The sequence below is a fragment of the Scandinavium lactucae genome (genome assembly GCF_033843265.1).
In the GTDB taxonomy this organism is placed as follows: domain Bacteria; phylum Pseudomonadota; class Gammaproteobacteria; order Enterobacterales; family Enterobacteriaceae; genus Scandinavium; species Scandinavium lactucae.
Map to the genome: position 1 here is coordinate 122,753 of NZ_JAWXRD010000004.1, position 25,852 is coordinate 148,604.

Below are 25,852 nucleotides of genomic sequence, written 5' to 3' on the forward strand. Positions count from 1 at the left end.
ACTGCTATCAGGCGTTCTCTTTCAGCCAGTTCAGCACCACGTCGTGGTGATTGCTGGTTTTGAAATCGTCGAATACGTGCTCGACTTTGCCATCGGCGTCGATCAGGAAACTGATGCGATGGATACCGTCGTAGGTTTTACCCATGAACGTCTTCTCGCCCCAGATACCAAACTGTTCGCAGACCTGATGGTCCTCGTCAGAGAGCAGGGTAAAATTCAGCAGTTCTTTTTCGGCAAAACGGGAGAGCTTTTCCGGTTTGTCGGTGCTGATACCCAGCACTTCAACACCCACTTTCTTTAACTCGTCCATATTGTCACGTAAGCCACAGGCCTGCACGGTGCAGCCCGGAGTCATGGCTTTCGGGTAGAAATAAACCAGAACACGCTGTCCCTGGAAGTCGGTTAAATTTACTTGCTCACCGTCTTGATCGGCCAAGCTAAATTTCGGTGCGATGTCACCGGCTTTCAGTGGGGTCATTACGAAACTCCATCTTGTTCATCATGCTGTGAATAATTGACGATGTTTATACTGCCTTGCGCTTTCAGTTCTGTACACAGGTCTTTAAAGGCTTGCTCGATCTTTGCCGCATTTTGCGACATCGGACTGTGGGCGGTAACCTGAATAAACAGCTGCGGCGCGGTCTCTTTTTCACCCGGTTGGGTACGGGAAACCAGCTCCGCGATATTCATCCCGTGCGCGTCCAACAGTCCGGTGAAGCGCTCGATAATATGCGGTGAGTCAGGCACTTCCACCTGCACCCATACGGTGGAAGGCTGTGCCGGGCGCGGCTGTGCTGAGGTGCGCTTCATCACAATCAGCAGATCCAGTTCCGCCCCTTTTAACGGCAACGTAGATTCAATGAGGGTAATGGCATTCCAGGTGCCGGAGAGCAGCATAATAAAGGTAAATTCATCGCCGAGCATCGCCAGGCGGCTGTCCTCGATATTACAGCCACAGCTACTGACGTGACGCGTGATGGTGTTTACGATCCCTGGGCGGTCGGCACCCAGCGCGGTAATCACCAAATAGTGATGTAGGGAGGCTGTCAAACCTGTTCTTCCTGTGAAAAGGGGAGGTTGCGTCTAGGAAAGCATAAAAAAAACCGGCATACAACATCCTGAGTGCCTCCGGTCTCTTGCTTTTATAACAAGACCAAACGTACCATTGAGGCTCTTGTCCGCACATCTGCACTGAGGATGGCCCATGTTCACGGGAAGTATTGTAGCGCTTGTCACGCCGATGGATGACAAAGGTCAGGTCGACCGCTCCAGCCTGAAAAAACTGATTGATTACCACGTCGCCAATGGAACCTCGGCGATTGTGTCGGTAGGGACTACCGGTGAGTCTGCCACCCTCAGCCATGACGAGCATGGTGATGTGGTATTGATGACCGTTGATCTTGCCGATGGCCGCATTCCGGTGATTGCAGGCACGGGGGCGAATGCCACCTCAGAGGCTATTAGCCTGACCCAGCGCTTCAATAACAGCGGTATTGTCGGTTGTCTGACGGTAACCCCGTACTACAACCGCCCGACGCAGGAAGGTCTGTTCCAGCATTTCAAAGCGATTGCAGAACATACTGATTTGCCACAAATTCTGTATAATGTGCCGTCCCGTACCGGCTGCGACATGCTGCCGGAAACCGTAGGACGTCTGGCCAACGTAAAAAATATTATCGGTATTAAGGAAGCCACCGGGAACTTAAGTCGCGTTCACCAGATCAAAGAGCTGGTTTCAGACGACTTTATTCTGCTCAGTGGTGACGATGCGACCGCGCTCGACTTCATGCAGCTGGGCGGCCACGGGGTCATTTCCGTGACCACTAACGTAGCCGCGCGCGAAATGGCAGAAATGTGTAAACTGGCCGCCGAAGGTCGCTTTACCGAAGCGCGTGCGATTAACCAGCGTCTGATGCCGTTGCACAATAAATTATTTGTCGAACCCAATCCTATCCCAGTGAAATGGGCGTGTATGGAGTTGGGTCTTGTGGCGACCGATACGCTGCGCCTGCCAATGACCCCGATCACTGCCCATGGCCGTGACGAGGTGGCATCCGCGCTGAAGCATGCCGGTTTGCTGTAAAGTTTAGGGAGATTTGATGGCTTACTCAGTACAGAAGTCGCAGCTGGCAAAAGTTGCGGGTGTTTCGCTTGTTCTGCTGCTCGCAGCCTGTAGTTCGGATTCGCGCTATAAGCGCCAGGTGAGTGGTGATGAGGCCTATCTGCAGGCACCGCCGCTGGCTGAACTTCACGCGCCTGCTGGCATGATCCTGCCGATTCAGAACGGCGATTACAACATCCCGGTTGCTCGCGGCGACGGAGCCACGGGTAAAGCGCTGGACATTCGTCCGCCTGCGCAGCCGTTAGCGCTGGTCTCCGGGGCGCGTACCCAGTTCACCGGTGATACCGCATCGCTGTTGGTCGAAAGTGGCCGTAGCGGCAATTTGTGGCCGCAGGTCGTGAGCATCATTCAGGGCAAGAATTACACCATTGACAAGCGTGATGATGCCTCTCAGTCTTTGACCACCGACTGGATCCAGTGGAGCCGTCTGGACGAAGATCAGCAGTATCGCGGTCGTTATCAGGTCTCCGTCAAACCGCAGGGCTATCAACAAGCCGTGGTGGTGAAACTGCTGAATCTGGAACAGGCAGGCAAACCGGTGGCTGATGCCGCGTCGTTGCAGCGTTACAGCGCTGAAATGCTGAACGTGATTTCTGCGGGTCTCGATAAGAACGCCACCACCGCGCAGAACGCTGCGCAGAGCCGTGATGGGGCAACCTTTGACGTGCAGAGCGCTGCGGATGACACCGGCCTGCCAATGCTGGTGGTGCGTGGACCGTTCAACCAGGTGTGGCAGAAACTGCCAGCCACGCTTGAGAAAGCGGGTATGAAAGTGACTGACAGCAACCGTTCTCAGGGCAGCATCAACGTTACCTACAAACCGTTGTCTGACAGCAGCTGGCGTGACCTCGGTGCAAGCGATCCTGGCCTAAGCTCTGGAGACTACAAACTCCAGGTCGGCGACCTCGATAACCGCAGCAGCATGCAGTTCATCGATCCGAAAGGACATACGCTGACCCAGTCGCAGAACGACGCTCTGGTGGCCGTATTCCAGGCAGCATTTAAGTAAGAAATAAAAGGGCTGGAGCAATCCGGCCCTTTTTTCTGTTATCATACGCAAACGTGTGCGTCGGCAGAAAAACCCGATTTTAATGTCTAATTTCCTACCCGGAGTATTGAAAGATGCAAAAGCAAGCTGAGTTGTATCGCGGCAAAGCGAAAACCGTTTACAGCACGGAAAACCCGGACCTGTTGGTGCTCGAATTCCGCAACGATACGTCAGCAGGTGACGGAGCGCGTATTGAACAGTTCGATCGTAAAGGGATGGTGAATAACAAGTTCAACCATTTCATCATGACCAAACTGGAAGAAGCGGGCATCCCGACCCAGATGGAACAGCTGCTGTCCGATACCGAGTGTCTGGTGAAAAAGCTGGAGATGGTGCCGGTGGAGTGCGTTATCCGCAACCGTGCGGCGGGCTCGCTGGTCAAGCGTCTGGGCATTGAAGAAGGTATCGAACTGAATCCACCGCTGTTCGACCTGTTCCTGAAAAACGATGAAATGCACGACCCGATGGTGAACGAGTCCTACTGCGAAACCTTTTGCTGGGTCAATAAAGAAAACCTGGCGACCATGCGTGAGCTGACCTACAAAGCCAACGACGTGCTGAAGAAGCTGTTTGACGATGCGGGTCTGATCCTCGTCGATTTCAAACTGGAGTTCGGTCTGTTCAACGGCAAAGTGGTGCTGGGTGATGAATTCTCCCCGGACGGCAGCCGCCTGTGGGATAAAAACACCATGGATAAAATGGACAAAGACCGTTTCCGCCAGAGCCTCGGCGGCCTGATTGAAGCCTACGAAGAAGTGGCGCGTCGTCTGGGTGTTAAGCTAGATTAAGGCTAACGCCTTATAAACTAAGAGGATGCCTGGCATCCTCTTTTGTTATCTACCTTGTTAACTATGGTAATTCTCCGCTTAACCGCCTACGATCACTGTATCAGAAACACGAAATACAGAGGTTGTTATGCGTTGGCAAGGTCGTCGTGAAAGCGACAATGTAGAAGACAGACGAAACGATTCCGGCGGAATGCCACCTATGATGGGCGGCGGGCGCGGCGGTTTTCGTCTCCCCAGCGGCAAAGGCGGGATCATTCTGCTGATTGTGGTGGTGGTCGCGGGCTATTACGGCGTCGACCTCACCGGCATGCTTACCGGCCAGCCAATGCAGCAACAGCAATCGACGCAGCGCTCCATCAGCCCGAATGATGACGAAGCCGCTAAATTCACCTCGGTTATTCTCGCCACCACCGAAGATACCTGGGGCCAGATTTTCCAGAAAATGGGCCGTCAGTATCAGCAGCCCAAACTGGTGATGTATCGGGGCGCGACCCGGACCGGGTGCGGCACCGGCCAGTCGGTAATGGGACCGTTCTACTGCCCGGCAGATGCCACCGTGTATATCGATCTCTCCTTCTATGATGACATGAAAAACAAACTCGGTGCCGACGGTGATTTCGCCCAGGGCTACGTGATTGCGCATGAAGTCGGTCATCACGTGCAGAAACTGCTCGGTATCGAGCCGAAAGTGCGGCAGATGCAACAGAATGCCTCCCAGGCTGAGGTCAATCATCTGTCGGTCAAAATGGAGTTACAGGCGGATTGCTTTGCGGGCGTCTGGGGCCACAGTATGCAGCAGCAGGGCGTGCTGGAAGCCGGGGACGTACAGGAAGCACTAAACGCAGCCGAAGCGATTGGCGACGATCGCCTGCAACAGCAGAGTCAGGGGCGCGTGGTGCCGGACAGCTTCACCCACGGCACTTCTGAGCAGCGCTACAGCTGGTTCAAACGTGGCTTTGACGGCGGTGACCCGGCGCAGTGCAACACCTTCGGTAAAACCGCGCTCAACTAAATCATGATCGACAGGGAAGGTTTTCTCGCGTTCAGCGCGACCATGAAAGTGCAGGGCATTCGCCGCCTGCTGGTGTTGAGCGGCGAGGCCGACTGGAGCGCACAGCAGGCATTATGCCTGCGTCAGTGGCTGGGTGGCGACGGGCTGTTTGTCAGCCCGGCCCCGCAGCCGGGACCTTACTGTGCCCCGTCGGCGCTCAAAACTCTGCTCGGGCGTGAGTTTGAACATGCCTTTTTTGATGCCCGAAGTGGTTTTGACGTCGCGGCCTTCGCTGCCCTCGCCGGAACGCTCACCGCCGGAAGCTGGTTGGTGCTGCTGGTGCCGGATTTTCATCGCTGGCTGTTGTTGCCTGATACCGATTCGGTTCGCTGGAGCGAGAGCGCCGCCGCCATTCCCACCCCGCATTTCGTCCACCATTTTTGCCGTACCTTACAGGCCGATCCCGAGGCCCTGGTCTGGCATCAGCATCAGCCTTTGGTATTACCGGACGTTATCGCTCGTCCGCGCTGGTACGCAGCAAACGGGGAGCCGCAGGCCGAACAGGCGGCGATCCTCGCCGCCCTGAACACCCTGCCGCCGGGCGTGGCGGTAGTGACCGCCGAACGCGGACGCGGCAAATCTGCACTGGCGGGAATGCACCTGCGTACGCTCTCTACCCCGGCAGTCGTCACTGCTCCGGCGAAAGCTGCCACCGACGTGCTGGCCCACTTCGCCGGGGAGCATTTTCACTTTATGGCCCCCGATGCGCTACTGGCTTCCACGGCACAGGCCGACTGGCTAATCGTCGATGAAGCCGCCGCCATTCCCGGTCCGTTGCTCGAGCGGCTGGTTAGCCGTTTTCCCCGCACGCTGTTGACCACTACCGTGCAGGGTTATGAAGGCACCGGGCGCGGGTTTCTGCTCAAGTTCTGCGCTCGCTTTCCACATCTGACCGCCTTCAGCCTTAATCAACCTGTGCGCTGGGCCAGCGGCTGTCCACTTGAAGCCTTTATCAGCCGCGCACTGCTATTTGACGACCACTTGCCTGCGCTGTCGGCTCCCGGCCCGCTTAACATTCAGCCTGTGGAACAAGGTGCCTGGGAACAGGCACCCGACCTGCCCATGGCGATGTATCGTCTGCTGAGCGCCGCGCATTATCGCACTTCGCCGCTTGATTTACGGCGGATGATGGACGCCCCGGGCCAGCATTTTATCCGCGCCCATGAAGATGAAGCGCTTACCGGGGCCCTGTGGCTGGTGGAGGAGGGCGGGCTCAGTCCGGCGCTGAGCGAAGCGGTCTGGGCAGGCTTTCGTCGACCGCGCGGCAATCTGGTGGCGCAGTCTCTGGCGGCGCATGGCGGCAGCCCGCAGGCGGCAACGTTGCGCAGCCGACGCATCAGCCGGATTGCCATTCATCCGCAGCGCCAGCGCCACGGCATCGGCCAGCGGATGATTGAGAGCGTTATCGCCCGGACGCCCGACAGCGATTACCTGTCGGTCAGCTTTGGTTTCACCGATGAGCTGTGGCGTTTCTGGCAGCGCTGTGGCTTTCGTCTGGTGCGCCTTGGCACTCATCGTGAGGCCAGTAGCGGCTGCTATACCGCGATGGCGGTCTATCCGCTCACCGCCGCAGGCCATCAGCTGGCAGACCGGGAACAGGCCCGCTTCGAGCGTGATACTCCCTGGCTCGCCGCCTGGCGAGATGAGGGTATTCCGACTGCGAACCTGCCGTCAGAAGCTATTCTTACAGAAGATGACTGGCGCGAACTGGCCGGATTTGCCTTCGCCCATCGTCCGCTGATGGCGGCGCTGGGCAGCCTCAACCGATTGATAACGTCGGTCGAGTTACCGCTGCCTGCGCTGAGAGATGCTCTTCAGCCACAAAACACTCCGCTTGCAGTGCAGGGCGGCCGTAAAGCCCTGCTGGCGATGCAGCGCCAGGACGTCGCCACCGCGCTGGAGTTTCTCGATGCAGATCGTTGCCGGACGCTGGCGGAACAGGTCAAAAACCTGCAATTTTTTTAACCAAGTCATTCAGTTAAATGTCATGGTGATTACCCTTCAGCGGCGTAAACTTTCGGGTAACAACGTAAGGAGATAACCATGAAACATGATCATTTTGTTGTGCAAAGTCCCTCGGCTCCGGCGAAGCAACTGCTGCTGCTGTTTCATGGTGTGGGCGATAACCCTGTGGCGATGGGGCTGATTGGTAGCGGATTTGCGCCGTTGTTTCCAGACGCGCTGATTGTCAGCGTCGGTGGCGTTGAGCCGTGCGGCCCGACGGGTCGGCAGTGGTTTTCGGTGCAGGGCGTAACGGAAGAAAACCGTCAGCAGCGCGTCGATACCATCATGCCGACCTTTATCGATACCGTGCGCCACTGGCAGAAAGAGAGCGGCGTCAGCCCGCAGGCCACCGCGCTGATTGGTTTCTCGCAGGGGGCTATCATGTCGCTCGAAAGCACCAAAGCCGCGCCGGGTCTCGCATCACGGGTGATTGCCTTTAATGGGCGTTTCGCCACGTTGCCGACACAGGCCAGCACTGCGACCACCGTGCATCTGATTCACGGTGGTGAAGACCGGGTGATTGATTTGGCCTATGCGGTAGCGGCTCAGGAAGCGCTCATCCAGGCAGGCGGCGACGTTACCCTGGATATCGTCGACGAGCTCGGTCACGCGATAGATGACCGCAGCATGCAGCTCGCACTCGATCACCTGCGCTTCACCGTGCCGAAGCACTATTTCGACGAAGCGCTCAGCGGCAGCAAACCGCAGGACGGGGATATTGTTGAGTTTCTGTAGTCTTCGCCTATCGGAATCAACGAGGGTCAAGACAATGCTTCTGGAAATGCTGATAACGAGAGACATAGCCGCGATTCGCCTGGCGGCACTACGTTTGCTGAGCCTACGCGCCCTGTAGGCCTGCTAAGCGCAGCGCCAGCAGGCAGCCATACCAGATCCAATAAAAAAGCGCCCATGGGGCGCTTTCGTGTTTTGCTTAAGGCTTCTTCTTCGGCCACTCGTCGTCGTCATCCCATTTATCGTTGAAATCACGATGCGGGGGAAGGTCCGGCTTGTTTGCCAGAAACTTTTTATGGTCAACGCGCTTGAGATCTTTGATGACGTTAAGGATAACGCCCAACAAAAATACCAGCACCAGGATCCACCAATATTTAGCCAGCCAGTCCATGCCTGATACCTCTTCGAGTGATGCCGCTTACGCGACCAGTTGTTCCATGATCCGCTGATACATCCGGGCCAAAAGCTGCAGGTCGGCGGCGTTAACACATTCATTGATTTTATGAATAGTGGCATTCACCGGACCCAGCTCCACCACCTGTGCGCCCATCTGTGCGATAAAGCGCCCGTCGGAGGTGCCACCCGTGGTCAGCAGCTGCGGTTTAATTTCATTATAGTGCTCAATGGCGTTCACTACCGCATCGACCAGCTTACCGCGTCCGGTAAGAAACGGTTGGCCTGACACCCACCACTCCACGCTGTAGCGCAGCTGATGTTTCTCCAGCAGCGCCACGACCTTCTGTTTGATCATCTCGTCGGTCAGTTCGGTGCTGAAACGGAAGTTGAACTGCACGAACAGATCGCCCGGAATAACGTTGTTGCTGCCAGTGCCTGCCTTGATATTGGCAATCTGCATGCTGGTTTGCGGGAAGAATTCGTTGCCCTGATCCCACTCGATTTGCACCAGCTCGTTGAGCATCGGTGCCGCGCGGTGAACTGGGTTATCCGCCAGGTGCGGATAGGCCACGTGACCCTGCACGCCATGAATGGTCAGGTTGCAGGTCATCGAGCCGCGACGGCCATTTTTGACCACGTCGCCGACCACTTCGGTGCTGGACGGTTCGCCGACCAGGCAGTAGTCGAGGCGTTCGTGGCGGGCCATCAGCGCTTCGACCACTTTGACGGTGCCGTGTGTGGCGCTGGCTTCTTCATCGGAGGTAATTAAAAACGCCAGACGGCCTTTATGGTGAGGGTGCTGAGCGACGAAGCGTTCAGCCGCGACGACCATGGCCGCCAGCGAGCCTTTCATGTCCGCCGCGCCGCGACCGAACAGCATCCCGTCGCGGATGGTCGGTTCAAACGGAGGATTAATCCAGCGGTCGGCATCGCCTGCTGGCACCACGTCGGTATGGCCTGCAAACGCGAGGGTTTCCCCTTTGCCGCGCCACGCCCAGAAGTTCTGGGTATCGCCGAAGTCCATCGCTTCAACGGTAAAACCAATCGCACGCAGGCGCTCAATCATCAGCGCCTGGCAACCCGCATCATCGGGGCTAAGAGAAGGGCGGCGAATAAGCTGCTGAGCCAGCTCAATGACCGGGCATGACATACACTACACCTCGTTAAACGTCTGGTAACTGGAATCGCTAAAACCCAGCAGCATAGGCTGACCGGGCGCGCAGAGCAATGGGCGTTTGATGATCGCTGGCATTTCGAGCATCAGCGCGGCGGCGGCATCGGCGTGAGTGATGCTGGCCCGCAGTGATTCATCCAGTTTGCGCCAGGTCGTTCCGCGCGTATTCAGCAGCGCTTCCCAGCCCAGTTCGGCGATAAACGTGTCGAGTAATGCACGGTCAAGGCCATCTACCCGGTAATCGTGGAAGCGGTAGTCCAGCTGGTGGTCCTCCAGCCAGCGGCGAGCCTTCTTAATCGTGTCGCAGTTTTTAATGCCATACATCGTTATCATGATGAATCCTTTTGCGCTGTAGCAGGTGAATCGCTCATATATTTTAATAAGCCAGAAATCATACGCGAAATAGCGCTTAGACCCTACTTATCCGCCAGCAAAATATCAACCCAGGCAAACTGCCTGGAATTTCAGTTAAAGCGCATAATCATGTGAACTCCGGTGAAAGCATGAATGTTTCAAAATATTGCAGTGAGTCACATTAAAGTTCTGGCTATCGGTCATAGTGACTGTAAACCCCGCGGTACGGTGTCTGGTGACAGTTCTCACAGTATTACGTGATGTCATCTTCACAATTCCGGGCGCTTTTTGTACACTACCCACAATAATAAGAGAGGCTGTTATGATCGAACGTGAACTGGGTAACTGGAAAGATTTTATCGAAGATATGCTTCGTAAATAATCTTTTTGTGGGTAATGCGCGTACTGTTTAAACACATTTGTGCAACACCGCAGCAATAATAAAAGGCGACCTCAGGTCGCCTTTTGCTTTTTATTGTTCAGATTATTGCGGCTTCTCTTTCAGCGGGAAGCGACGACGCACTAACACGAAGAACAGCGGCACGAAGAAGATAGCCAGAACGGTGGCGGAAATCATCCCGCCTATCACACCGGTTCCAACCGCGTGCTGACTGCCAGAGCCAGCGCCGGTGCTGGTGGCCATCGGCAGCACGCCGAAGATAAACGCCAGCGAGGTCATCAGAATAGGACGCAGACGCTGACGACAGGCATACAGCGTGGCCTCCAGCAAATCACGGCCTTTCTCATTCATCTCATTGGCAAACTCGACGATCAGAATAGCGTTCTTCGCCGCGAGGCCGATAACCGTCAGCAGCCCGACCTGGAAGTAGACGTCATTTTCGAGCCCGCGCATCCAGGTGGCAAACAGCGCGCCGATAACCCCAAGCGGCACCACCAGCATCACCGAGAACGGTACTGACCAGCTCTCATACAGCGCCGCCAGACACAAGAACACCACCAGCAGCGAAATCGCATACAGCGCCGGGGCCTGCGCCCCTGAGAGACGTTCCTGATACGACATCGCCGTCCACTCCAGACCAAAACCGGTCGGCAACTGGGTGACCAGGTTCTCCATGATTTGCATCGCGGTGCCGGTACTCACCCCCGGGGCGGCCTCTCCGACAATTTCCAGGGCGGAATAGCCGTTGTAACGCTCCAGTCGCGGCGAACCGGTTTCCCAGCGCGAGGTAGCGAAGGCCGAGAAGGGCACCATCCCGCCGTTGCTGTTGCGCACATACCAGTAGTTAATGTCATCCGGCAACATGCGATACGGTGCGGCAGACTGGACGTACACTTTCTTGGTACGGCCCCGGTCCATAAAGTCGTTCACGTAATCCGAACCCCAGGCGGTTTTCATGGTGTCATTGATGTCGTCAATCGATACCCCGAGTGCCTGCGCCTTGCGCTGGTCGATATCAATCTGCAACTGCGGGCTGTCATCGAGGCCGTTGTGGCGAACGCGGGTCAGTTGCGGATTATCGTTAGCAAGATCCAGCAGTTTGTCGCGCGCCGCCATCAGAGCGTCATGCCCCAGTCCGGCGTGATCCTGCAGCTCCATATCGAAGCCCGCCGAGCTGCCCAGGCCGCTGATTGCCGCCGGGCTGTTGGCAAATACGCGGGCTTCTTTAATGTCATTAAACGCTTTGGTGGCGCGTTCAATAATGGCAAACGAGGTGCCGGTTTTGGTATCGCGATCGTCCCAGTCTTTCAGGCGGATAAACATACGCGCCACGTTCTGGCCGTTACCGCCAGGGCCAGAGCCGATAGTGGCAAAAATCGATGCGACGTTAGCCTGCTCATTTTTAAAGAAGTAGTCTTCGACCTTTTCCACCACTTTCAGCGTCTGTTGCTGGGTGGCACCGCTTGGCAGCTGGATGGAGGTCAGGAACATGCCGCGGTCTTCCTGCGGCAGGAAGGAGGTCGGCAGTTTGAGGAACAGGAACACCATCCCACCGAGCAGCAGGGCGTAAATCAGGATCCAGCGCAGGCTGCGGTGCAGGATTTTACCGACCCGCGTTTCATAGCGTTGGGCGCTTTTGTCGAACATCCGGTTGAACCAGCCGAAGAAGCCCTTCTGACCGTGCTGTTCGCCCTTATGCAGCGGTTTGAGCAAGGTGGCGCACAGGGCAGGGGTCAGGATCATCGCTACCAACACCGACAGCACCATTGCCGACACAATCGTTACCGAGAACTGCCGATAAATCGCCCCGGTGGTGCCGCCGAAGAAGGCCATCGGGATAAAGACCGCCGATAGCACCATCGCGATGCCGACCAGTGCGCCCTGAATTTGCCCCATCGATTTGCGCGTCGCTTCTCTGGGCGACAGCCCTTCGGTGGTCATGATGCGCTCGACGTTCTCCACCACCACGATGGCATCATCCACCAGCAGGCCGATAGCCAGCACCATCGCAAACATCGTCAGGGTGTTTATCGAATAACCGAACGCGTACAAAATGGTGAAGGTGCCCATTAACACCACCGGTACGGCGATGGTCGGAATAAGCGTGGCGCGGAAGTTTTGCAGGAACAGATACATCACCAGGAACACCAGGGCGATCGCTTCCAGCAGGGTTTTCACCACATCGTGAATCGAGGCTTTAACAAACGAGGTGGTCTCGTAGGCAATCTTGTATTCGAGCCCGTGCGGGAAGTAGTGCGAGAGTTCATCGAGCCGCGCCAGCGTCGCTTCGGCGGTCTGCATTTCGTTGGCACCGGAGGCGAGCTGAATACCTAAGCCGGAGGCCGGTTTACGGTTATAGCGGCTCAGGTAATCGTAGTTTTCGGCCCCAAGTTCCACCGTGGCGACATCACCCAGGGTGACCAGCGAACCGTCTTTATTCACCCGCAGGGTGATATCGCGGAACTGCTGCGGGGTTTGCAGCAGCGACTGGGCGTTGACCGTGGCGTTCAGCGCCTGTTTATTGACCGACGGTGTACCGCCCAACTGACCGACCGCCACCTGGGCGTTCTGCGAACTGACCGCGTTGGTTACGTCCTGGGTGGTCATCTGGTAGCTATTGAGCTTCGCCGGATCGAGCCAGATGCGCATCGAGTACTGTGAACCGTAGGCGCTGATGTTACCCACGCCGTTCACGCGGCTCAGCGGTTCCTGCACGTTACTGGCCACGTAGTCGGCGATATCCTGCTTATCCATGCTGCCATCCGTTGAAACGAAGGCAATGGTCAGAATATTGGTATCCCCGGTTTTACGCACCGTGACGCCCTGGTCCTGCACGGCCTGCGGCAGTTTTTTCAACGCCGACTGCAGCTGGTTTTGCACCTGCTGCATCGCTTCGTTCGGATCGGTGCCCGCGGCAAAGGTAATGGTGATCGTCGCCTGGCCGGCAGAGCTGCTCTGGGACGACATGTACATCATGTTATCGAGCCCGGTCATGTTCTGCTCAATGACCTGGGTGACAGTATTTTCCAGGGTCTGAGCGGAAGCACCGGGATAATTGGCGGTGATGCGCACGTTAGGCGGAGCGAGATCGGGGTATTGCTCAACGGGTAAAGACAAAATGGCCAGCGTCCCCGTCAGACACAGCAGGATAGCCAGCACCCAGGCAAAAATGGGGCGATCGATAAAGAAATTCGCCATTGGAATCAGGACCTCATTGCGCGTATTTTTTTGTTATGAAAGGCGTTCAATACTGTAGCGGCAAGGTCTGGGCGAAACGTGGAGAAAATAAGGAGATAGTGTAAATTATGATGCTACTTTTAAGCATAAATATACACAAACCCTTCATACTTCAAATTGAAACCAACGTAACGACAAACTTTGCCACGACGAGTAGACTGAGGTGCAAATTCTGACGCTGTGGAGCCGTAATGTCATTCAATATCGAAATTATCAAAGACAAAATCCTGTCGGAAAATTACTTCGTCCTGCGCAACATCACCTACGATTTGACGCGCAAGGATGGGGAAGTCATTCGCCACAAGCGCGAAGTTTACGATCGGGGTAACGGGGCGACTATCCTGCTGTATAACCCGCAGAAGAAAACCGTGGTGCTGGTACGCCAGTTCCGCGTGGCGACCTGGGTTAACGGCAATGCGGACGGCAGGCTGATTGAAACCTGTGCCGGGCTGCTCGACGACGATGAGCCGGAAGCATGCATTCGCAAAGAAGCGGTGGAGGAAACCGGCTATCAGGTTGACCAGGTGCGCAAAGTTTTCGAGCTGTATATGTCCCCGGGCGGCGTGACCGAGCTGGTGCATTTCTTTGTCGCTGAATACCACGAAAGCCTGCGTGCCACGGCGGGCGGAGGCGTGGAAGATGAAGATATCGAGGTACTGGAGATGCCGTTCGAACAGGCGCTGGCGATGGTCAAACGCGGCGAGATCCGTGACGGTAAAGCGGTCATCCTGCTGCAATATTTGCACACCAACGGTTTAATGGACTAATCCGATTGAGTAAGAGGTGGCCGCCAGGCGAGGATACGCGCAGTTTTAAGCGTCTTTCTGTTCTGGGGTCATCTCGTGTATCACCGTCTCTTTTTCCTTTTGCTGCTGGTCGGGTTACCGTCGACGCTGACGTGGGCTGCGCCTGTGCAACAGGAATTCAGCGACTGGCAGGTCACCTGTAATAATCAGAATTTCTGCACCGCGCGTAACGTCGGCCTCCATCATGGCCTGGTGATGACCCTCACTCGCAGCGCGGGGGCGCACAATGATTCCACCTTACGCATCGAACTGGGCGGCCCGGAAAACGTGCTGCCCAAAATCGCGCCGATAGCCCCGCGTTTGCTGCTCGACGGTGCGCCACTAAAACTGCCGGGTGAACACTGGCAGATAACGCCGTGGCATCTCAGTAGCACCGACAGCGTCACCATCAACGCATTTCTCCAGCATATTCAGGACGCGCAGGCACTCACCCTGGTGCGGGGCACGCAAAGCATCTCATTGCAGGGCCTGAAAGCGGCGCTGCTGTTTGTGGATGACCGGCAAAAGCGTGTCGGCAGTGAAACAGCGTGGATTGGCAAAGGCGACGATCCGCCGCTGAGCGTACCGCCTGCCCCGGCGCTGAAAACGGTGGTGAAGGTTAATCCCACCCCGACGCCGTTCAGCCGGGAAGAATTTAACGCATTGCTGGATTACGGCACGATGCGCATGAACAACAGCCAGTGCTCACTCGACCCGCTGCGTCGGGAAGTGTGGGTCACACCGCTCACCGATGATAAAGCGCTGCTGATGCAAAGCTGTGAATCGGGAGCGTACAACACCATTTACCGCGCCTGGCTGGTCACCCGACAGAAACCCTTTGTCGCGCAGGCCGTACGGCTTCGGCTGCCGTTCCAGCCAGCGGACAGCGATGAACGCGAAATAGAATTAGTTAATCTGACGTTTGATGAAAAAACACGAGAGCTGACCACGGTGGATAAAGGCCGTGGTCAGGGCGACTGCGGGGTGCAAACGCGCTGGCGTTATGATGGCCAGCGCTTTCGTCTGGTGCGTTATGCCGGTCAACCGACCTGTGATAATTGGCAGGGGCCAGATGCCTGGCCCACGTTATGGATCACAAGATAACATTCATTGCCTGATGGCGGCGCTGCGCCCCTTATAAGGCCTACAAAACCGTAGGCCCGGTTAGCGCCACCGGGCGTTCCTTACTTACTCAGCACTTTCTTCGCTTTTTCAACAATATTCTCCACCGTAAACCCGAAGAACGGGAACAGCTTGTCGGCTGGGGCCGATTCGCCGAAGGTGGTCATGCCGACAATCGCGCCTTTCAGGCCGACGTATTTGTACCAGTAGTCGGCAATTCCGGCTTCGACCGCCACCCGGGCAGAGACGTCAGACGGCAGCACCGATTCCCGATACGCTTCATCCTGGGCGTCAAACACATCAGTCGACGGGAGGGAGACCACCCGCACGCTGTGTCCGTCGGCGCGCAGTTTTTCCGCCGCCAGCACGGTTATCTCCACTTCTGAACCCGTCGCAATCAGGATGATATCCGGCTTGCCGCCCGCGTCTTTCAGGATGTAGCCGCCACGCGCGATATTCTTCACCTGATCCGGGGTCCGTTCCATTTGTGCCAGATTCTGGCGGGAGAGGATCAGCGCGGTTGGCCCGGTATGGCGTTCGACGGCTGCTTTCCACGCCACCGCAGTTTCAACCTGATCGCAAGGCCGCCAGGTGCTGAAATTCGGTGTCAGACGCAGACTGGCGAGCTGTTCCACCGCCTGGTGCGTCGGCCCATCTTCACCCAACCCGATGGAGTCGTGGGTGTAGACCATGATTTGCCTGGCCTTCATCAGCGCCGCCATACGCGCCGCATTGCGGGCGTACTCGACGAACATCAGGAAGGTGGCGGTATAGGGCACAAAACCGCCGTGATGGGCGATGCCGTTGGCAATGGCGGTCATCCCGAATTCACGTACGCCGTAGTGAATGTAGTTCCCGGCGAGATCTTCTTTCAGCGAGACCGATTCTTTCCAGATAGTCAGGTTACTCGGGGCGAGATCCGCAGAGCCGCCGAGCAGTTCGGGCAGAATTGGCCCATAGGCGTTGAGCGTATTCTGCGAGGCTTTGCGGCTGGCGATTTTCGCCGGTTCCGACTGCAGTTTCTGGATGTAATCCACCGTGGTTTTTTGCCAGCTTTCCGGCAGCTCACCGCTCATGCGTCGCAGAAATTCAGCAGCCAGCTCCGGATGCGCTTTTTTATAGGCGGCGAGTTTCTCATTCCAGCTTTGTTGGGCTTTTTCCCCTTTCTGATGGGCGTCCCAACCGGTGTAAACCTCTTTCGGGATCTCAAACGGTGGGTATTTCCAGCCGAGTTGTTTCCGCGCCAGGGCGACTTCTTCCTCACCCAGCGCCGCGCCGTGCGACTCCTCTTTCCCGGCTTTGTTCGGCGAACCGAAGCCAATGACCGTCCGGCAGATAATCAGCGACGGTTTGTCCGTCACGCTCTGCGCTTCAATAATCGCCTTTTTCACCGCCTCCGGGTCATGCCCGTCGACATCATGCACCACGTGCCAGTGATAAGCTTCGAAGCGTTTGGCGGTGTCATCGGTGAACCAGCCCTCGGTTTCACCGTCAATCGAGATGCCGTTACTGTCATAGAAGCCAATCAGTTTGCCCAGCCCCAGCGTGCCCGCCAGCGAGCAAACTTCATGTGAAATACCTTCCATCAGGCAGCCGTCGCCCATGAAAACGTAGGTGTAGTGGTCGACAATCTCATGGTCCGGCTGGTTAAACTGTGCCGCCAGCGTGCGTTCAGCAATTGCCAGACCCACCGCATTGGCCAGCCCCTGACCGAGCGGCCCGGTGGTGGTTTCAATCCCGGGGGTATAGCCGATTTCCGGGTGCCCTGGGGTTTTGGAATGCAGCTGGCGGAAGTTTTTCAGCTCTTCCATCGGGAGGTCATAGCCGGTCAGATGCAGCAGGCTGTACAGCAGCATTGAGGCGTGACCGTTGGAGAGAATAAAGCGGTCACGATCGTACCAGTGGGGATCGGTCGGGTTGTGCTTCAGGAAATCATTCCACAGCACTTCGGCAATGTCTGCCATCCCCATCGGCGCACCGGGGTGGCCGGAATTGGCTTTCTGCACGGCGTCCATGCTCAGGGCGCGAATCGCGTTGGCTAGCTCTCTACGGGACATAACGTTCCTCCGTGGCAAAAGTTACAGTTTGGCGGCAAGCAGGTCTTCCAGTTTGCGCTGGTCGACGGCGAACAGGCGGATACCTTCCGCCAGCTTATCGACCGCCATCGGATCCTGGTTATGCTCCCAGCGGAATTCAGCTTCGGTCAGCGGGGTAGGGCGGTTGAAGTACTGGGCGGTCGGGATAAGCTTGCGTTCGACCAGCTCTTCTTTCTCTTGCAGCTCTTTGAGCAGCGCCGGGGCGATGGTCAAACGGTCGCAGCCCGCGAGGGCCAGAATTTGTTCGGTGCGGCGGAAACTCGCCCCCATCACGATGGTTTCGTACCGGTGTTGCTTGAAGTAATCATAAATATTGCGCACCGATTTCACGCCCGGATCTTCTTCCACCACGTACGGGTCCATTGGTTCTCGCTGCTGATACCAGTCGTAAATACGCCCGACAAACGGGGAAATCAGGAACACGCCCGCTTCGGCGCAGGCGCGGGCCTGGGCGAAGGAGAACAGCAGCGTCAGGTTGCAGTGAATGCCTTCTTTTTCCAGCACCTCTGCGGCGCGAATACCTTCCCAGGTTGAGGCGAGTTTGATAAGGATCCGCGATTTATCGATGCCCTGATCGGCATACAGCTCAACCAAGTGGCGCGCTTTGGCGATGCTTTTTTCCTGGTTGAACGACAGGCGGGCATCCACTTCGGTGGACACTCGGCCAGGGATACTTTTCAGAATTTCCGCACCGAAATTCACCGCCAGTTTGTCGCAGGCATCACTGACCTGCTGCTCACGGCTGCTACCCTGTTTTTTGGCATACGCCACCGCGTCGTCGAGCAGGTGACCGTAGTGCTCAAGCCCGGCGGCCTTCAGCAACAGCGAAGGGTTGGTAGTGGCGTCTTCCGGTTGATAGTGGCGAATGGATTCGATATCGCCGCTGTCGGCGACCACGGTGGTGAACTTCTTGATTCCGTCTAGCTGGTTCATGAAAAGAGACTCCTTATTTCGTCATGCATAACTAAAAAGCATAGCAGACAGGTGCGCCTTGGTTTACGACACCCCTTAACAGGAGTGTTAAAAATTAATAACAAAAGCGCGTTTTCATGACGAGAGTATGGCGGCCTTCAAAGTTTACGCAGCCGCGAACGGCGATACTCAGGAGTTAACACCGGGAACACTTTTCTGACGTGACGTAAAAGGAACATAGAATGGATGACCAGTTAAAACAAAGCGCCCTCGATTTCCACGAATTCCCGACACCGGGGAAAATTCAGGTCTCTCCGACCAAACCGCTGGCGACGCAGCGTGATTTGGCGCTGGCCTATTCGCCGGGCGTTGCTGCCCCGTGCCTCGAAATCGAAAAAGATCCGCTGGCGGCCTTCAAATACACCGCCCGTGGCAACCTGGTGGCGGTGGTGTCGAACGGCACCGCGGTGCTGGGGCTGGGCAATATCGGCGCGCTGGCCGGGAAACCGGTCATGGAAGGTAAAGGGGTACTGTTCAAAAAATTTGCCGGGATTGACGTGTTCGATATCGAAATTGACGAACTCGATCCGGATAAGCTGATTGATGTGGTGGCTGCTCTGGAGCCGACTTTCGGCGGCATCAACCTCGAAGATATCAAAGCGCCGGAGTGCTTCTACATTGAGCAGAAGCTGCGCGAGCGCATGAAAATTCCGGTGTTCCACGACGATCAGCACGGCACGGCGATCATCAGCACCGCTGCCATTCTCAACGGCCTGCGTGTGGTTGAGAAAAACCTGTCTGATGTGCGGATGGTGGTTTCCGGGGCGGGTGCCGCAGCGATTGCCTGTATGAACCTGCTGGTAGTGCTCGGGATGCAGAAGCACAACATCGTGGTCTGCGACTCCAAAGGCGTTATCTACAAAGACCGAGAGCCGAACATGGCGGAAACCAAAGCCGCCTACGCGGTGGTCGATGACGGCAAACGCACCCTGGACGATGTGATTGAAGGGGCCGACATTTTCCTCGGCTGTTCAGGCCCGAAAGTGCTCACCCAGGAGATGGTCAAGAAAATGGCGCGCGCGCCAATGATCCTCGCGCTGGCGAACCCGGAGCCGGAAATTCTGCCGCCGCTGGCGAAAGAAGTGCGTCCGGACGCGATAATTTGCACCGGGCGTTCCGACTACCCGAACCAGGTCAACAACGTGCTGTGCTTCCCATTCATCTTCCGTGGCGCACTGGACGTAGGCGCGACGGCGATCAACGAAGAGATGAAACTGGCCGCGGTTCATGCCATCGCTGAACTGGCACACGCGGAGCAGAGTGAAGTGGTGGCCTCGGCCTATGGCGATCAGGACCTGAGCTTCGGCCCGGAGTACATCATTCCTAAACCGTTCGACCCGCGTCTGATTGTCAAAATCGCCCCGGCGGTGGCCAAAGCGGCGATGGATTCCGGCGTGGCGACGCGCCCGATTGCCGATTTTGCGGCGTACGAAGAGAAGCTGAGCGAGTTCGTCTACAAAACCAACCTGTTCATGAAGCCGATTTTCTCTCAGGCGCGCAAAGAGCCGAAGCGCGTGGTGCTGGCGGAAGGCGAAGACACCCGCGTCCTGCACGCTACCCAGGAGCTGATCACTCTTGGCCTTGCCAAACCTATCCTGATTGGCCGTCCGAACGTTATCGAAATGCGCCTGCAAAAACTGGGGTTGCAGATGAAGCCGGGCATCGATTTCGACATCGTGAACAACGAATCCGATCCGCGCTTTAAAGAGTACTGGATGGAGTACTACAACATCATGAAGCGCCGGGGGATAACCCAGGAGCAGGCGCAGCGGCATGTGATCAGCAACACCACGGTGATCGGCGCGATCATGGTTCAGCGTGGTGAAGCGGATGCGCTGATTTGCGGCACGATTGGGGATTATCACGAGCATTTCAACGTTATTCAGCAGCTGTTTGGCTACCGCGACGGCGTGCATACGGCGGGGGCGATGAACGCGCTGCTGCTGCCGAGCGGCAACACCTTTATTGCGGATACCTACGTCAACGACGATCCGACCCCGGAGCAGTTGGCAGAGATTACGCTGATGGCGGCAGAAACCGTGCGTCGCTTCGGGATTGAGCCGCGTGTGGCGCTGTTGTCGCACTCTAACTTTGGTTCGTCCAACTGTGCGGCCGCGACCAAAATGCGTAACACGCTCGATTTAGTCCGCGAGCGCGATCCGGAGTTGATGATTGACGGAGAGATGCACGGCGATGCCGCGCTGGTGGAAAGCATTCGTCATGAACGTATGCCGGACAGCCCGCTGAAAGGGGCAGCGAATATTCTGGTGATGCCAAATATGGAAGCCGCGCGAATCAGCTACAACCTGCTGCGGGTGTCGAGTTCAGAAGGGGTGACCGTCGGACCGGTACTGATGGGCGTGGCGAAACCGGTGCATATTCTGACCCCGATTGCTTCGGTGCGACGAATCGTGAATATGGTCGCCCTGGCGGTGGTTGAAGCACAGACTGAGCCGCTGTAATGCCCTTGGTTTACACCCGGTGGCGCTTCGCCTGCCGGGCGTACGGGTTCTCTACACCCAGTCCCGAACCTGAATAAACTCACTCAAGGCAGCCTCCGGGCTGCCTTCTTCTGGCTGATAGTTATACTCCCAGCGCACCAGCGGCGGCATCGACATCAGAATCGACTCCGTGCGGCCCCCTGTCTGCAAACCAAACAGCGTGCCGCGGTCCCACACCAGATTGAACTCCACGTAACGCCCCCGGCGATAAAGCTGGAAGTCGCGTTCGCGTTCGCCCCAGGCTAGCGCTTTGCGGCGTTCAACAATCGGCAGATAGGCTTCGGTATAGCCGTCGCCCACCGCCTGCATAAAGGCGAAACACGGCTCGAAATCAGGGGTGTTCAAATCATCAAAAAACAGGCCGCCAATGCCGCGCTGTTCGTTGCGATGCTTAAGGAAGAAGTAATCGTCGCACCATTTTTTGTAGCGCGGATAGACATCATCCCCAAACGGCAGGCAGATACGGCGGGCAACGCTGTGCCAGTGAACCGCATCGTCTTCAAAACCGTAATAGGGCGTTAAATCGAAGCCGCCGCCAAACCACCAAACCGGTTCCGCGCCCTCTTTTTCGGCGATGAAGAACCGCACATTGGCATGGCTGGTGGGCACGTAAGGGTTGCGCGGATGTACCACCAGCGATACGCCCATGGCTTCGAAGCGACGGCCTGCCAGTTCCGGGCGGTGGGCGGTAGCCGAGGCGGGCATTGCATCGCCGTAGACGTGGCTGAAATTGACGCCCGCCTGTTCAAAAATACCACCGTCGCGCAGTACACGGCTACGCCCGCCACCGCCTGCATCGCGCTGCCAGCTATCTTCGACAAAATCATGCCCGTCGACTGCGGCGAGCTGTTGGCAGATACGGTCCTGAAGACTCAGTAGAAAGGCTTTTACCTGTGCGGCATCCGGTTTCATTAACGTCTCTTCACATGCGCTTTTTGGTTATCAAACCAGTTGAAATAACTGACGATGCCGGAGGCAATCGCGCTGGCAATTTTTTGCCGGAACGCGGCGGTGCCCAGCAGCTTTTCTTCGCCCGGGTTGGTGATAAACGAGGTTTCCACCAGCACCGACGGAATCGACGGCGACTTCAGCACCACAAACGCCGCCTGTTCAGTATTGCGGCTGTGCAGGCGATGCACCGGTTTAATCTGTTTCAGGATATGCGACCCGAGGGTCAGGCTGTTCTTGATAGTGTCCGTTTGCACCAGATCGAACAACACCTGCTGTAACAGGTGATCTTTATCCAGCGCCTTCTTACCCGCCAGCTCATCGACGGCGTTTTCCTTATCGGAAAGGTATTTCGCCATGGCGCTACTCGCCCCACGGTTAGACAGCGCAAACACCGATGCACCGGCGGCACTCGGGTTAGTAAATCCGTCGGCGTGAATGGACATAAACAGGTCGGCACCGTGTTTATGCGCGATTTCAACCCGGTCATACAGCGGAATAAACGTATCGCCGGTGCGGGTCAAGCGGGCATCAATACCGTGACCGCGCAGAATTGAACGCACGTTTTTGGCGATCGCCAGTACTACATGTTTCTCTTTTGAACCACCGTGACCAATGGCTCCGGTATCTATGCCGCCGTGGCCCGGATCGAGCATCACGATTCGTTTGGCCCTGCTTTTTTTTGCGGCAGGTTTACTGTGACCGTTGCTGGTTTTCAGCGTTTCTTCTTTGGCAATGGCGTTGGACATGCCGGAAAGGGTCAGTGCAGCCAGCCCGGCTTTCAGCACCTGGCGGCGCGAAGCGAGTATTTTTAAGGGTTTGAAAGTGCTCATGCGGCCCGAGTTGTAATAATGATTGATCCATGTGTTATATCGTATCGTGTTTTCCGTTACGACAGTCCGGGATGAGAATTGTTTTACTTTTCATTTCAATACGTGACAATGCAACATTATGCCATTTTTTTGACCTCGATTCCCCAGATATTGGAATATCAGGACGATCACGCCATAATCACTGTTTTTACACCTAAGAAGATGGGCAATACCATGGAGATTCGCGTTTTTCGCCAGTCCGATTTCGAAGAGGTTATTACGCTCTGGGAGCGTTGCGAGCTGTTACGCCCATGGAACGACCCGGAAATGGATATCGAACGTAAGCTCAACCACGACGTGAGCCTTTTCCTGGTCGCGGAGGTGAACGGCGAAGTGGTCGGGACGGTGATGGGCGGCTACGATGGCCATCGCGGCTCGGCCTATTACCTCGGCGTTCACCCGGAGTATCGCGGTCGCGGCATCGCCAATGCGTTGCTCAGTCGTCTTGAGAAAAAACTGATTGCACGCGGGTGTCCGAAACTTCAGATCATGGTGCGTGAAGATAATGATATGGTGCAGGGCATGTATGAGCGCCTCGGCTATGAACATGCTGATGTGGTGGTGCTCGGTAAGCGCCTGATTGAAGATGAAGAATATTGATTTTTTGCCGTCGGCATACGATGGTCACGGGCGGCTTCGGCTGCCTTTTGTGTTCTGGTGCGTGCTGTTATTGCAGGCGCGAACCTGGGTGCTATTTGTGATGGCCGGAGCGTCGCGCCAGCAGGGCGATACGCTGCTGAATCTGTTTTATCCCGATCACGACAATTTCTGGCTGGGCCTGCTGCCCGGCTTGCCCGCGGTGGTCGCCTTTTTAATCAGTGGGCGACGTCATCAGCTTCCGCGCCTGTGGGCAGCAGTACGCTGGCTACTGATTGTGGCCCAGCTCTCGCTGTTGGTCTGGCAGCCGCTGTTATGGTGGCAGGGTGAACCGCTGTCCGGCATCGGACTGGCGCTGGTGATTGTTGACGGTTTTGCTCTCTGGTGGCTGCTCAGCAACCGCCGTTTACGCGCCTGTTTTGCCCCGCATGAGGATTAATGGCACTTTTCTGCCATTCTGGACTCCAACAGGCGTTGTTTTACATACAAGGATCCTGGAATGAAATCATTGCGTTTATTGCTCTGCGCACTGCCTTTGGCGTTAACCGGCTGTGCCACGGTTAGCTCAGGCTTCAGCTCGGTAAACTGGTCGGCAGCCTATCCGTGGAACTGGTTTGGTTCCTCAATGGAAGTCACCGAGCAGGGCGTGGGCAACCTGACGGCTTCAACGCCAATGGATGAGAAGGCCATCGACGATGCGCTGGACGGCGACTATCGTCTGCGCACGGGCATGAAAACCGACCACGGCCAGATCGTGAAATATGTGGAAGCGCTGAAAGACGATAAGGTCGCGTTGGTGGTGAATGGCGACGCGGGCACCGTTAGCCAGATTGAGGTGCTGGATAACGATATCGCCGCCGCCGATGGCACCAAAATCGGTACCCCGTTCAGTGAGGTCTACGACAAAGCCTTCGGCAACTGCGAGAAAGCCAGCGGTGATGACAGTGCCAGCGTCGAATGCAAGGCTAAAGACAGCCAGCATATTCGTTACCTGTTCAGCGGCAGCTGGGGTGGCCCGCAGGAACTGATGCCGCCGGACGACTCCCTCAAATTCTGGAAAGTCAGCAAGATTATCTGGCGACGTTAATTTGCGCCTGAGCAAGCTGTCTCCATAAAAAAGCGGGTATAATCCGCGCCATCAATAATGCCACGTAGTCGTGGCATCTTTTTTGCTTTTCAGGAGAAGCAGCGATGTCTCAGGTTCAGAGCGGCATATTGCCGGAACATTGTCGTGCGGCGATTTGGATTGAAGCCAACGTGACAGGGGACGTTAACGCCCTGCGTGAATGCAGCAAAGTGTTTGCCGATAAGCTGGCAACTTTTCAGGCGAAATTCCCCGATGCACATCTTGGTGCAGTGGTTGCTTTCGGGCACGACACCTGGCGTAGTTTGAGCGGTGGCGTAGGCGCGCCAGAGCTGAAAGACTTCATCCCTTACGGCAAAGGCCTGGCTCCGGCGACGCAATACGACGTGCTGATCCACATCCTCTCCCTGCGCCATGACGTTAATTTCTCCGTCGCTCAGGCTGCACTGGAAGCGTTTGCGGGGGCAGTTGATGTCAAAGAAGAGATCCACGGTTTCCGTTGGGTGGAAGAACGAGACCTCAGCGGCTTCGTTGACGGCACCGAAAACCCGGCGGGAGAAGAGACCCGTCGCGACGTGGCGGTGATTGCGGATGGCATCGATGCGGGCGGCAGCTACGTGTTCGTCCAGCGCTGGGAGCATAATCTCAAACAGCTGAATCGCATGAGCGTTGCCGATCAGGAGATGATGATTGGCCGCACCAAAGAAGCCAACGAAGAAATTGATGGCGACGAACGTCCGGAAACCTCGCACCTGACCCGCGTCGATCTGAAAGAGAACGGCAAAGGGCTGAAAATTGTTCGACAGAGCCTGCCGTACGGTACCGCCAGCGGTACGCATGGCCTGTACTTCTGCGCCTACTGCGCGCGCCTGTACAACATCGAGCAGCAGCTGCTGAGCATGTTCGGTGATACCGATGGCAAGCGTGACGCGATGTTACGTTTCACCCGGCCAGTGACCGGCGGCTATTACTTCGCGCCGTCGTTGGATAAATTGCTGGCACTCTAATGTTTGCATGCCCGATGGCGCTTCGCTTATCGGGCCTACGAGCCCGGTGTTTTGTAAGCCTGGCAAGCGAAGCGCGCCGGGCGTTTCGCTACAACAATCCCTTATCAGTAAACGTCTGGCGGGTGGCGACGTTTAAATCGTACTCGCCAAGCCGCTCCGGGCTGACCCACGCCACGGCCTGAAACTCTTCATTAAATGTCACTTCGCGATTCGCACTCACGCAGTCGAACATCAGGTAAATCATGTAAATCTCTTCCTGGCTGCCGTCGGCATAGGTTTTGATGCGGGTGTCATCGCGGAAATGCCAGGGCGTAATTTTCTCAATTTGCAGCTTATCGCCCAGCTCTTCGCTGATTTCGCGCCGCAGCGCCTGTTCCAGGGTTTCGCCGGGTTCCATACCGCCGCCGGAGAGCGCCCACTGGCCGGGAAACACGCCGCGATCGTCGGCCATTTTGCACAGTAAATACGCTCCGTCGTTCTGAATAATCGGGCAGACAATCGTCCTTTGGCGCATCATTTCTTCCTCGTTAGGTTTTGGCCAAGTGTATCAAACGGGCGGGGT

25 protein-coding genes are annotated in these 25,852 nt (G+C 56.5%); 14 read left to right on the forward strand and 11 right to left on the reverse strand.

The annotated features are described in order from the left end of the window. Window positions 1–7 precede the first annotated feature (7 nt). Window positions 8–478 carry a thioredoxin-dependent thiol peroxidase gene (gene bcp, locus SIK69_RS05775; protein WP_319628041.1) on the reverse strand — a complete coding sequence of 157 codons (471 nt, stop codon included), beginning with the start codon at window positions 476–478 and terminating at the stop codon, window positions 8–10. Further along, a complete protein-coding gene (locus SIK69_RS05780; RefSeq protein ID WP_319628042.1) occupies window positions 478–1,050 on the reverse strand; it encodes a glycine cleavage system transcriptional repressor in 573 nt (190 codons plus the stop codon). Before SIK69_RS05780 ends, bcp begins: the two co-directional genes overlap by 1 nt. A 154-nt stretch (window positions 1,051–1,204) precedes the next feature. Here SIK69_RS05780 and dapA point away from each other — a divergent pair, with 154 nt between their 5' ends. The 6 genes from dapA (at window position 1,205) to ypfH (ending at window position 7,748) form a co-directional block, all read left to right on the forward strand. After that, the gene (gene dapA, locus SIK69_RS05785) at window positions 1,205–2,083 is read left to right on the forward strand and encodes a 4-hydroxy-tetrahydrodipicolinate synthase (RefSeq protein ID WP_319628043.1); all 879 of its coding nucleotides are present in this window, start codon (window positions 1,205–1,207) and stop codon (window positions 2,081–2,083) included. A gap of 16 nt (window positions 2,084–2,099) precedes the next feature. Then, entirely contained in the window at window positions 2,100–3,131 is a 1,032-nt protein-coding gene (gene bamC, locus SIK69_RS05790) for an outer membrane protein assembly factor BamC (RefSeq protein WP_319785641.1), read from the forward strand. Between the two features lie 113 nt (window positions 3,132–3,244). Then, the gene (purC, locus tag SIK69_RS05795) at window positions 3,245–3,958 is read left to right on the forward strand and encodes a phosphoribosylaminoimidazolesuccinocarboxamide synthase (protein ID WP_319628045.1); all 714 of its coding nucleotides are present in this window, start codon (window positions 3,245–3,247) and stop codon (window positions 3,956–3,958) included. A 127-nt stretch (window positions 3,959–4,085) separates the two neighbouring features. Next, on the forward strand, window positions 4,086–4,970 hold the full coding sequence (gene ypfJ / locus SIK69_RS05800; RefSeq protein ID WP_319628046.1) for a KPN_02809 family neutral zinc metallopeptidase: 885 nt from the start codon (window positions 4,086–4,088) through the stop codon (window positions 4,968–4,970). Between the two features lie 3 nt (window positions 4,971–4,973). Beyond that, window positions 4,974–6,974, forward strand: a complete 2,001-nt coding sequence (locus tag SIK69_RS05805) for a tRNA(Met) cytidine acetyltransferase TmcA (RefSeq protein ID WP_319628047.1) — start codon at window positions 4,974–4,976, stop codon at window positions 6,972–6,974. A gap of 78 nt (window positions 6,975–7,052) precedes the next feature. Further along, the gene (gene ypfH / locus SIK69_RS05810) at window positions 7,053–7,748 is read left to right on the forward strand and encodes an esterase (RefSeq protein WP_319628048.1); all 696 of its coding nucleotides are present in this window, start codon (window positions 7,053–7,055) and stop codon (window positions 7,746–7,748) included. A 196-nt stretch (window positions 7,749–7,944) separates the two neighbouring features. Here the strand turns inward: ypfH and SIK69_RS05815 are convergent, their stop codons facing one another. From SIK69_RS05815 to SIK69_RS05825, 3 genes are read right to left on the reverse strand one after another with little or no spacing between them, the layout of a single operon-like run. Further along, window positions 7,945–8,136, reverse strand: a complete 192-nt coding sequence (locus SIK69_RS05815) for a YpfN family protein (RefSeq protein ID WP_319628049.1) — start codon at window positions 8,134–8,136, stop codon at window positions 7,945–7,947. Between the two features lie 27 nt (window positions 8,137–8,163). After that, window positions 8,164–9,291 carry a succinyl-diaminopimelate desuccinylase gene (gene dapE, locus SIK69_RS05820; protein ID WP_319628050.1) on the reverse strand — a complete coding sequence of 376 codons (1,128 nt, stop codon included), beginning with the start codon at window positions 9,289–9,291 and terminating at the stop codon, window positions 8,164–8,166. 3 nt (window positions 9,292–9,294) lie between these two features. Next, window positions 9,295–9,648, reverse strand: coding sequence for an ArsC family reductase (locus tag SIK69_RS05825; RefSeq protein WP_319628051.1), 354 nt, complete (start codon window positions 9,646–9,648; stop codon window positions 9,295–9,297). Between the two features lie 343 nt (window positions 9,649–9,991). On the opposite strand from SIK69_RS05825, the gene ypfM reads away from it, so the two are divergent. Further along, window positions 9,992–10,051: a protein YpfM gene (gene ypfM / locus SIK69_RS05830; RefSeq protein WP_100780840.1), complete on the forward strand. Its 60-nt coding sequence runs from the start codon at window positions 9,992–9,994 to the stop codon at window positions 10,049–10,051. A gap of 102 nt (window positions 10,052–10,153) precedes the next feature. Here the strand turns inward: ypfM and acrD are convergent, their stop codons facing one another. Continuing rightward, window positions 10,154–13,267: a multidrug efflux RND transporter permease AcrD gene (acrD, locus tag SIK69_RS05835; protein WP_319785642.1), complete on the reverse strand. Its 3,114-nt coding sequence runs from the start codon at window positions 13,265–13,267 to the stop codon at window positions 10,154–10,156. A gap of 230 nt (window positions 13,268–13,497) precedes the next feature. Here acrD and nudK point away from each other — a divergent pair, with 230 nt between their 5' ends. Together nudK and SIK69_RS05845 are read left to right on the forward strand one after the other, a co-directional pair. Further along, entirely contained in the window at window positions 13,498–14,073 is a 576-nt protein-coding gene (gene nudK / locus SIK69_RS05840; RefSeq protein ID WP_319785643.1) for a GDP-mannose pyrophosphatase NudK, read from the forward strand. Window positions 14,074–14,148: 75 nt separating this feature from the next. Continuing rightward, entirely contained in the window at window positions 14,149–15,195 is a 1,047-nt protein-coding gene (locus SIK69_RS05845; RefSeq protein ID WP_319628054.1) for a DUF1176 domain-containing protein, read from the forward strand. Window positions 15,196–15,275: 80 nt separating this feature from the next. Here SIK69_RS05845 and tkt read toward each other — a convergent pair whose 3' ends face one another. Continuing rightward, a complete protein-coding gene (gene tkt / locus SIK69_RS05850) occupies window positions 15,276–17,270 on the reverse strand; it encodes a transketolase (protein WP_319785644.1) in 1,995 nt (664 codons plus the stop codon). A gap of 21 nt (window positions 17,271–17,291) precedes the next feature. Further along, window positions 17,292–18,242, reverse strand: coding sequence for a transaldolase (tal, locus tag SIK69_RS05855; protein ID WP_319628056.1), 951 nt, complete (start codon window positions 18,240–18,242; stop codon window positions 17,292–17,294). A gap of 221 nt (window positions 18,243–18,463) precedes the next feature. Here tal and maeB point away from each other — a divergent pair, with 221 nt between their 5' ends. After that, window positions 18,464–20,743 carry an NADP-dependent oxaloacetate-decarboxylating malate dehydrogenase gene (gene maeB / locus SIK69_RS05860; RefSeq protein ID WP_319628057.1) on the forward strand — a complete coding sequence of 760 codons (2,280 nt, stop codon included), beginning with the start codon at window positions 18,464–18,466 and terminating at the stop codon, window positions 20,741–20,743. A gap of 51 nt (window positions 20,744–20,794) precedes the next feature. On the opposite strand, the gene hemF is transcribed toward maeB, so the two are convergent. Together hemF and amiA are read right to left on the reverse strand one after the other, a co-directional pair. Continuing rightward, window positions 20,795–21,694: an oxygen-dependent coproporphyrinogen oxidase gene (hemF, locus tag SIK69_RS05865; RefSeq protein ID WP_319628058.1), complete on the reverse strand. Its 900-nt coding sequence runs from the start codon at window positions 21,692–21,694 to the stop codon at window positions 20,795–20,797. Next, the gene (gene amiA / locus SIK69_RS05870; RefSeq protein ID WP_319628059.1) at window positions 21,694–22,563 is read right to left on the reverse strand and encodes an N-acetylmuramoyl-L-alanine amidase AmiA; all 870 of its coding nucleotides are present in this window, start codon (window positions 22,561–22,563) and stop codon (window positions 21,694–21,696) included. Before amiA ends, hemF begins: the two co-directional genes overlap by 1 nt. A gap of 213 nt (window positions 22,564–22,776) precedes the next feature. On the opposite strand from amiA, the gene SIK69_RS05875 reads away from it, so the two are divergent. The 4 genes from SIK69_RS05875 (at window position 22,777) to SIK69_RS05890 (ending at window position 25,290) form a co-directional block, all read left to right on the forward strand. Further along, a complete protein-coding gene (locus tag SIK69_RS05875) occupies window positions 22,777–23,202 on the forward strand; it encodes a GNAT family acetyltransferase (RefSeq protein WP_319628060.1) in 426 nt (141 codons plus the stop codon). Then, window positions 23,189–23,638, forward strand: coding sequence for a DUF2919 domain-containing protein (locus SIK69_RS05880; RefSeq protein WP_319628061.1), 450 nt, complete (start codon window positions 23,189–23,191; stop codon window positions 23,636–23,638). The genes SIK69_RS05875 and SIK69_RS05880 overlap by 14 nt, the downstream gene beginning before the upstream one ends. Before the next feature lie 60 nt (window positions 23,639–23,698). After that, complete coding sequence (locus tag SIK69_RS05885; protein WP_319628062.1) at window positions 23,699–24,286, forward strand: RpoE-regulated lipoprotein; 588 nt, start codon at window positions 23,699–23,701, stop codon at window positions 24,284–24,286. Between the two features lie 104 nt (window positions 24,287–24,390). Then, complete coding sequence (locus SIK69_RS05890) at window positions 24,391–25,290, forward strand: Dyp-type peroxidase (protein ID WP_319628063.1); 900 nt, start codon at window positions 24,391–24,393, stop codon at window positions 25,288–25,290. An 88-nt stretch (window positions 25,291–25,378) separates the two neighbouring features. Here SIK69_RS05890 and nudI read toward each other — a convergent pair whose 3' ends face one another. Next, window positions 25,379–25,804 (reverse strand): nucleoside triphosphatase NudI, encoded by a 426-nt coding sequence (gene nudI / locus SIK69_RS05895; RefSeq protein ID WP_319785652.1) that lies wholly within the window; start codon window positions 25,802–25,804, stop codon window positions 25,379–25,381. Window positions 25,805–25,852: the final 48 nt, after the last annotated feature.

Coding starts and splice junctions, on each gene's coding strand:
- maeB (WP_319628057.1), top strand. CDS start 18,464: ATGGATGACCAGTTAAAACAAAGCGCCCTCGATTTCCACGAATTCCCG.
- nudI (WP_319785652.1), bottom strand. CDS start 25,804: ATGCGCCAAAGGACGATTGTCTGCCCGATTATTCAGAACGACGGAGCG.
- hemF (WP_319628058.1), bottom strand. CDS start 21,694: ATGAAACCGGATGCCGCACAGGTAAAAGCCTTTCTACTGAGTCTTCAG.
- amiA (WP_319628059.1), bottom strand. CDS start 22,563: ATGAGCACTTTCAAACCCTTAAAAATACTCGCTTCGCGCCGCCAGGTG.
- acrD (WP_319785642.1), bottom strand. CDS start 13,267: ATGGCGAATTTCTTTATCGATCGCCCCATTTTTGCCTGGGTGCTGGCT.
- bamC (WP_319785641.1), top strand. CDS start 2,100: ATGGCTTACTCAGTACAGAAGTCGCAGCTGGCAAAAGTTGCGGGTGTT.
- ypfH (WP_319628048.1), top strand. CDS start 7,053: ATGAAACATGATCATTTTGTTGTGCAAAGTCCCTCGGCTCCGGCGAAG.
- SIK69_RS05875 (WP_319628060.1), top strand. CDS start 22,777: ATGGAGATTCGCGTTTTTCGCCAGTCCGATTTCGAAGAGGTTATTACG.
- ypfJ (WP_319628046.1), top strand. CDS start 4,086: ATGCGTTGGCAAGGTCGTCGTGAAAGCGACAATGTAGAAGACAGACGA.
- SIK69_RS05815 (WP_319628049.1), bottom strand. CDS start 8,136: ATGGACTGGCTGGCTAAATATTGGTGGATCCTGGTGCTGGTATTTTTG.
- SIK69_RS05890 (WP_319628063.1), top strand. CDS start 24,391: ATGTCTCAGGTTCAGAGCGGCATATTGCCGGAACATTGTCGTGCGGCG.
- nudK (WP_319785643.1), top strand. CDS start 13,498: ATGTCATTCAATATCGAAATTATCAAAGACAAAATCCTGTCGGAAAAT.
- purC (WP_319628045.1), top strand. CDS start 3,245: ATGCAAAAGCAAGCTGAGTTGTATCGCGGCAAAGCGAAAACCGTTTAC.
- tkt (WP_319785644.1), bottom strand. CDS start 17,270: ATGTCCCGTAGAGAGCTAGCCAACGCGATTCGCGCCCTGAGCATGGAC.
- dapA (WP_319628043.1), top strand. CDS start 1,205: ATGTTCACGGGAAGTATTGTAGCGCTTGTCACGCCGATGGATGACAAA.
- SIK69_RS05825 (WP_319628051.1), bottom strand. CDS start 9,648: ATGATAACGATGTATGGCATTAAAAACTGCGACACGATTAAGAAGGCT.
- tal (WP_319628056.1), bottom strand. CDS start 18,242: ATGAACCAGCTAGACGGAATCAAGAAGTTCACCACCGTGGTCGCCGAC.
- bcp (WP_319628041.1), bottom strand. CDS start 478: ATGACCCCACTGAAAGCCGGTGACATCGCACCGAAATTTAGCTTGGCC.
- SIK69_RS05805 (WP_319628047.1), top strand. CDS start 4,974: ATGATCGACAGGGAAGGTTTTCTCGCGTTCAGCGCGACCATGAAAGTG.
- SIK69_RS05880 (WP_319628061.1), top strand. CDS start 23,189: ATGAAGAATATTGATTTTTTGCCGTCGGCATACGATGGTCACGGGCGG.
- SIK69_RS05885 (WP_319628062.1), top strand. CDS start 23,699: ATGAAATCATTGCGTTTATTGCTCTGCGCACTGCCTTTGGCGTTAACC.
- dapE (WP_319628050.1), bottom strand. CDS start 9,291: ATGTCATGCCCGGTCATTGAGCTGGCTCAGCAGCTTATTCGCCGCCCT.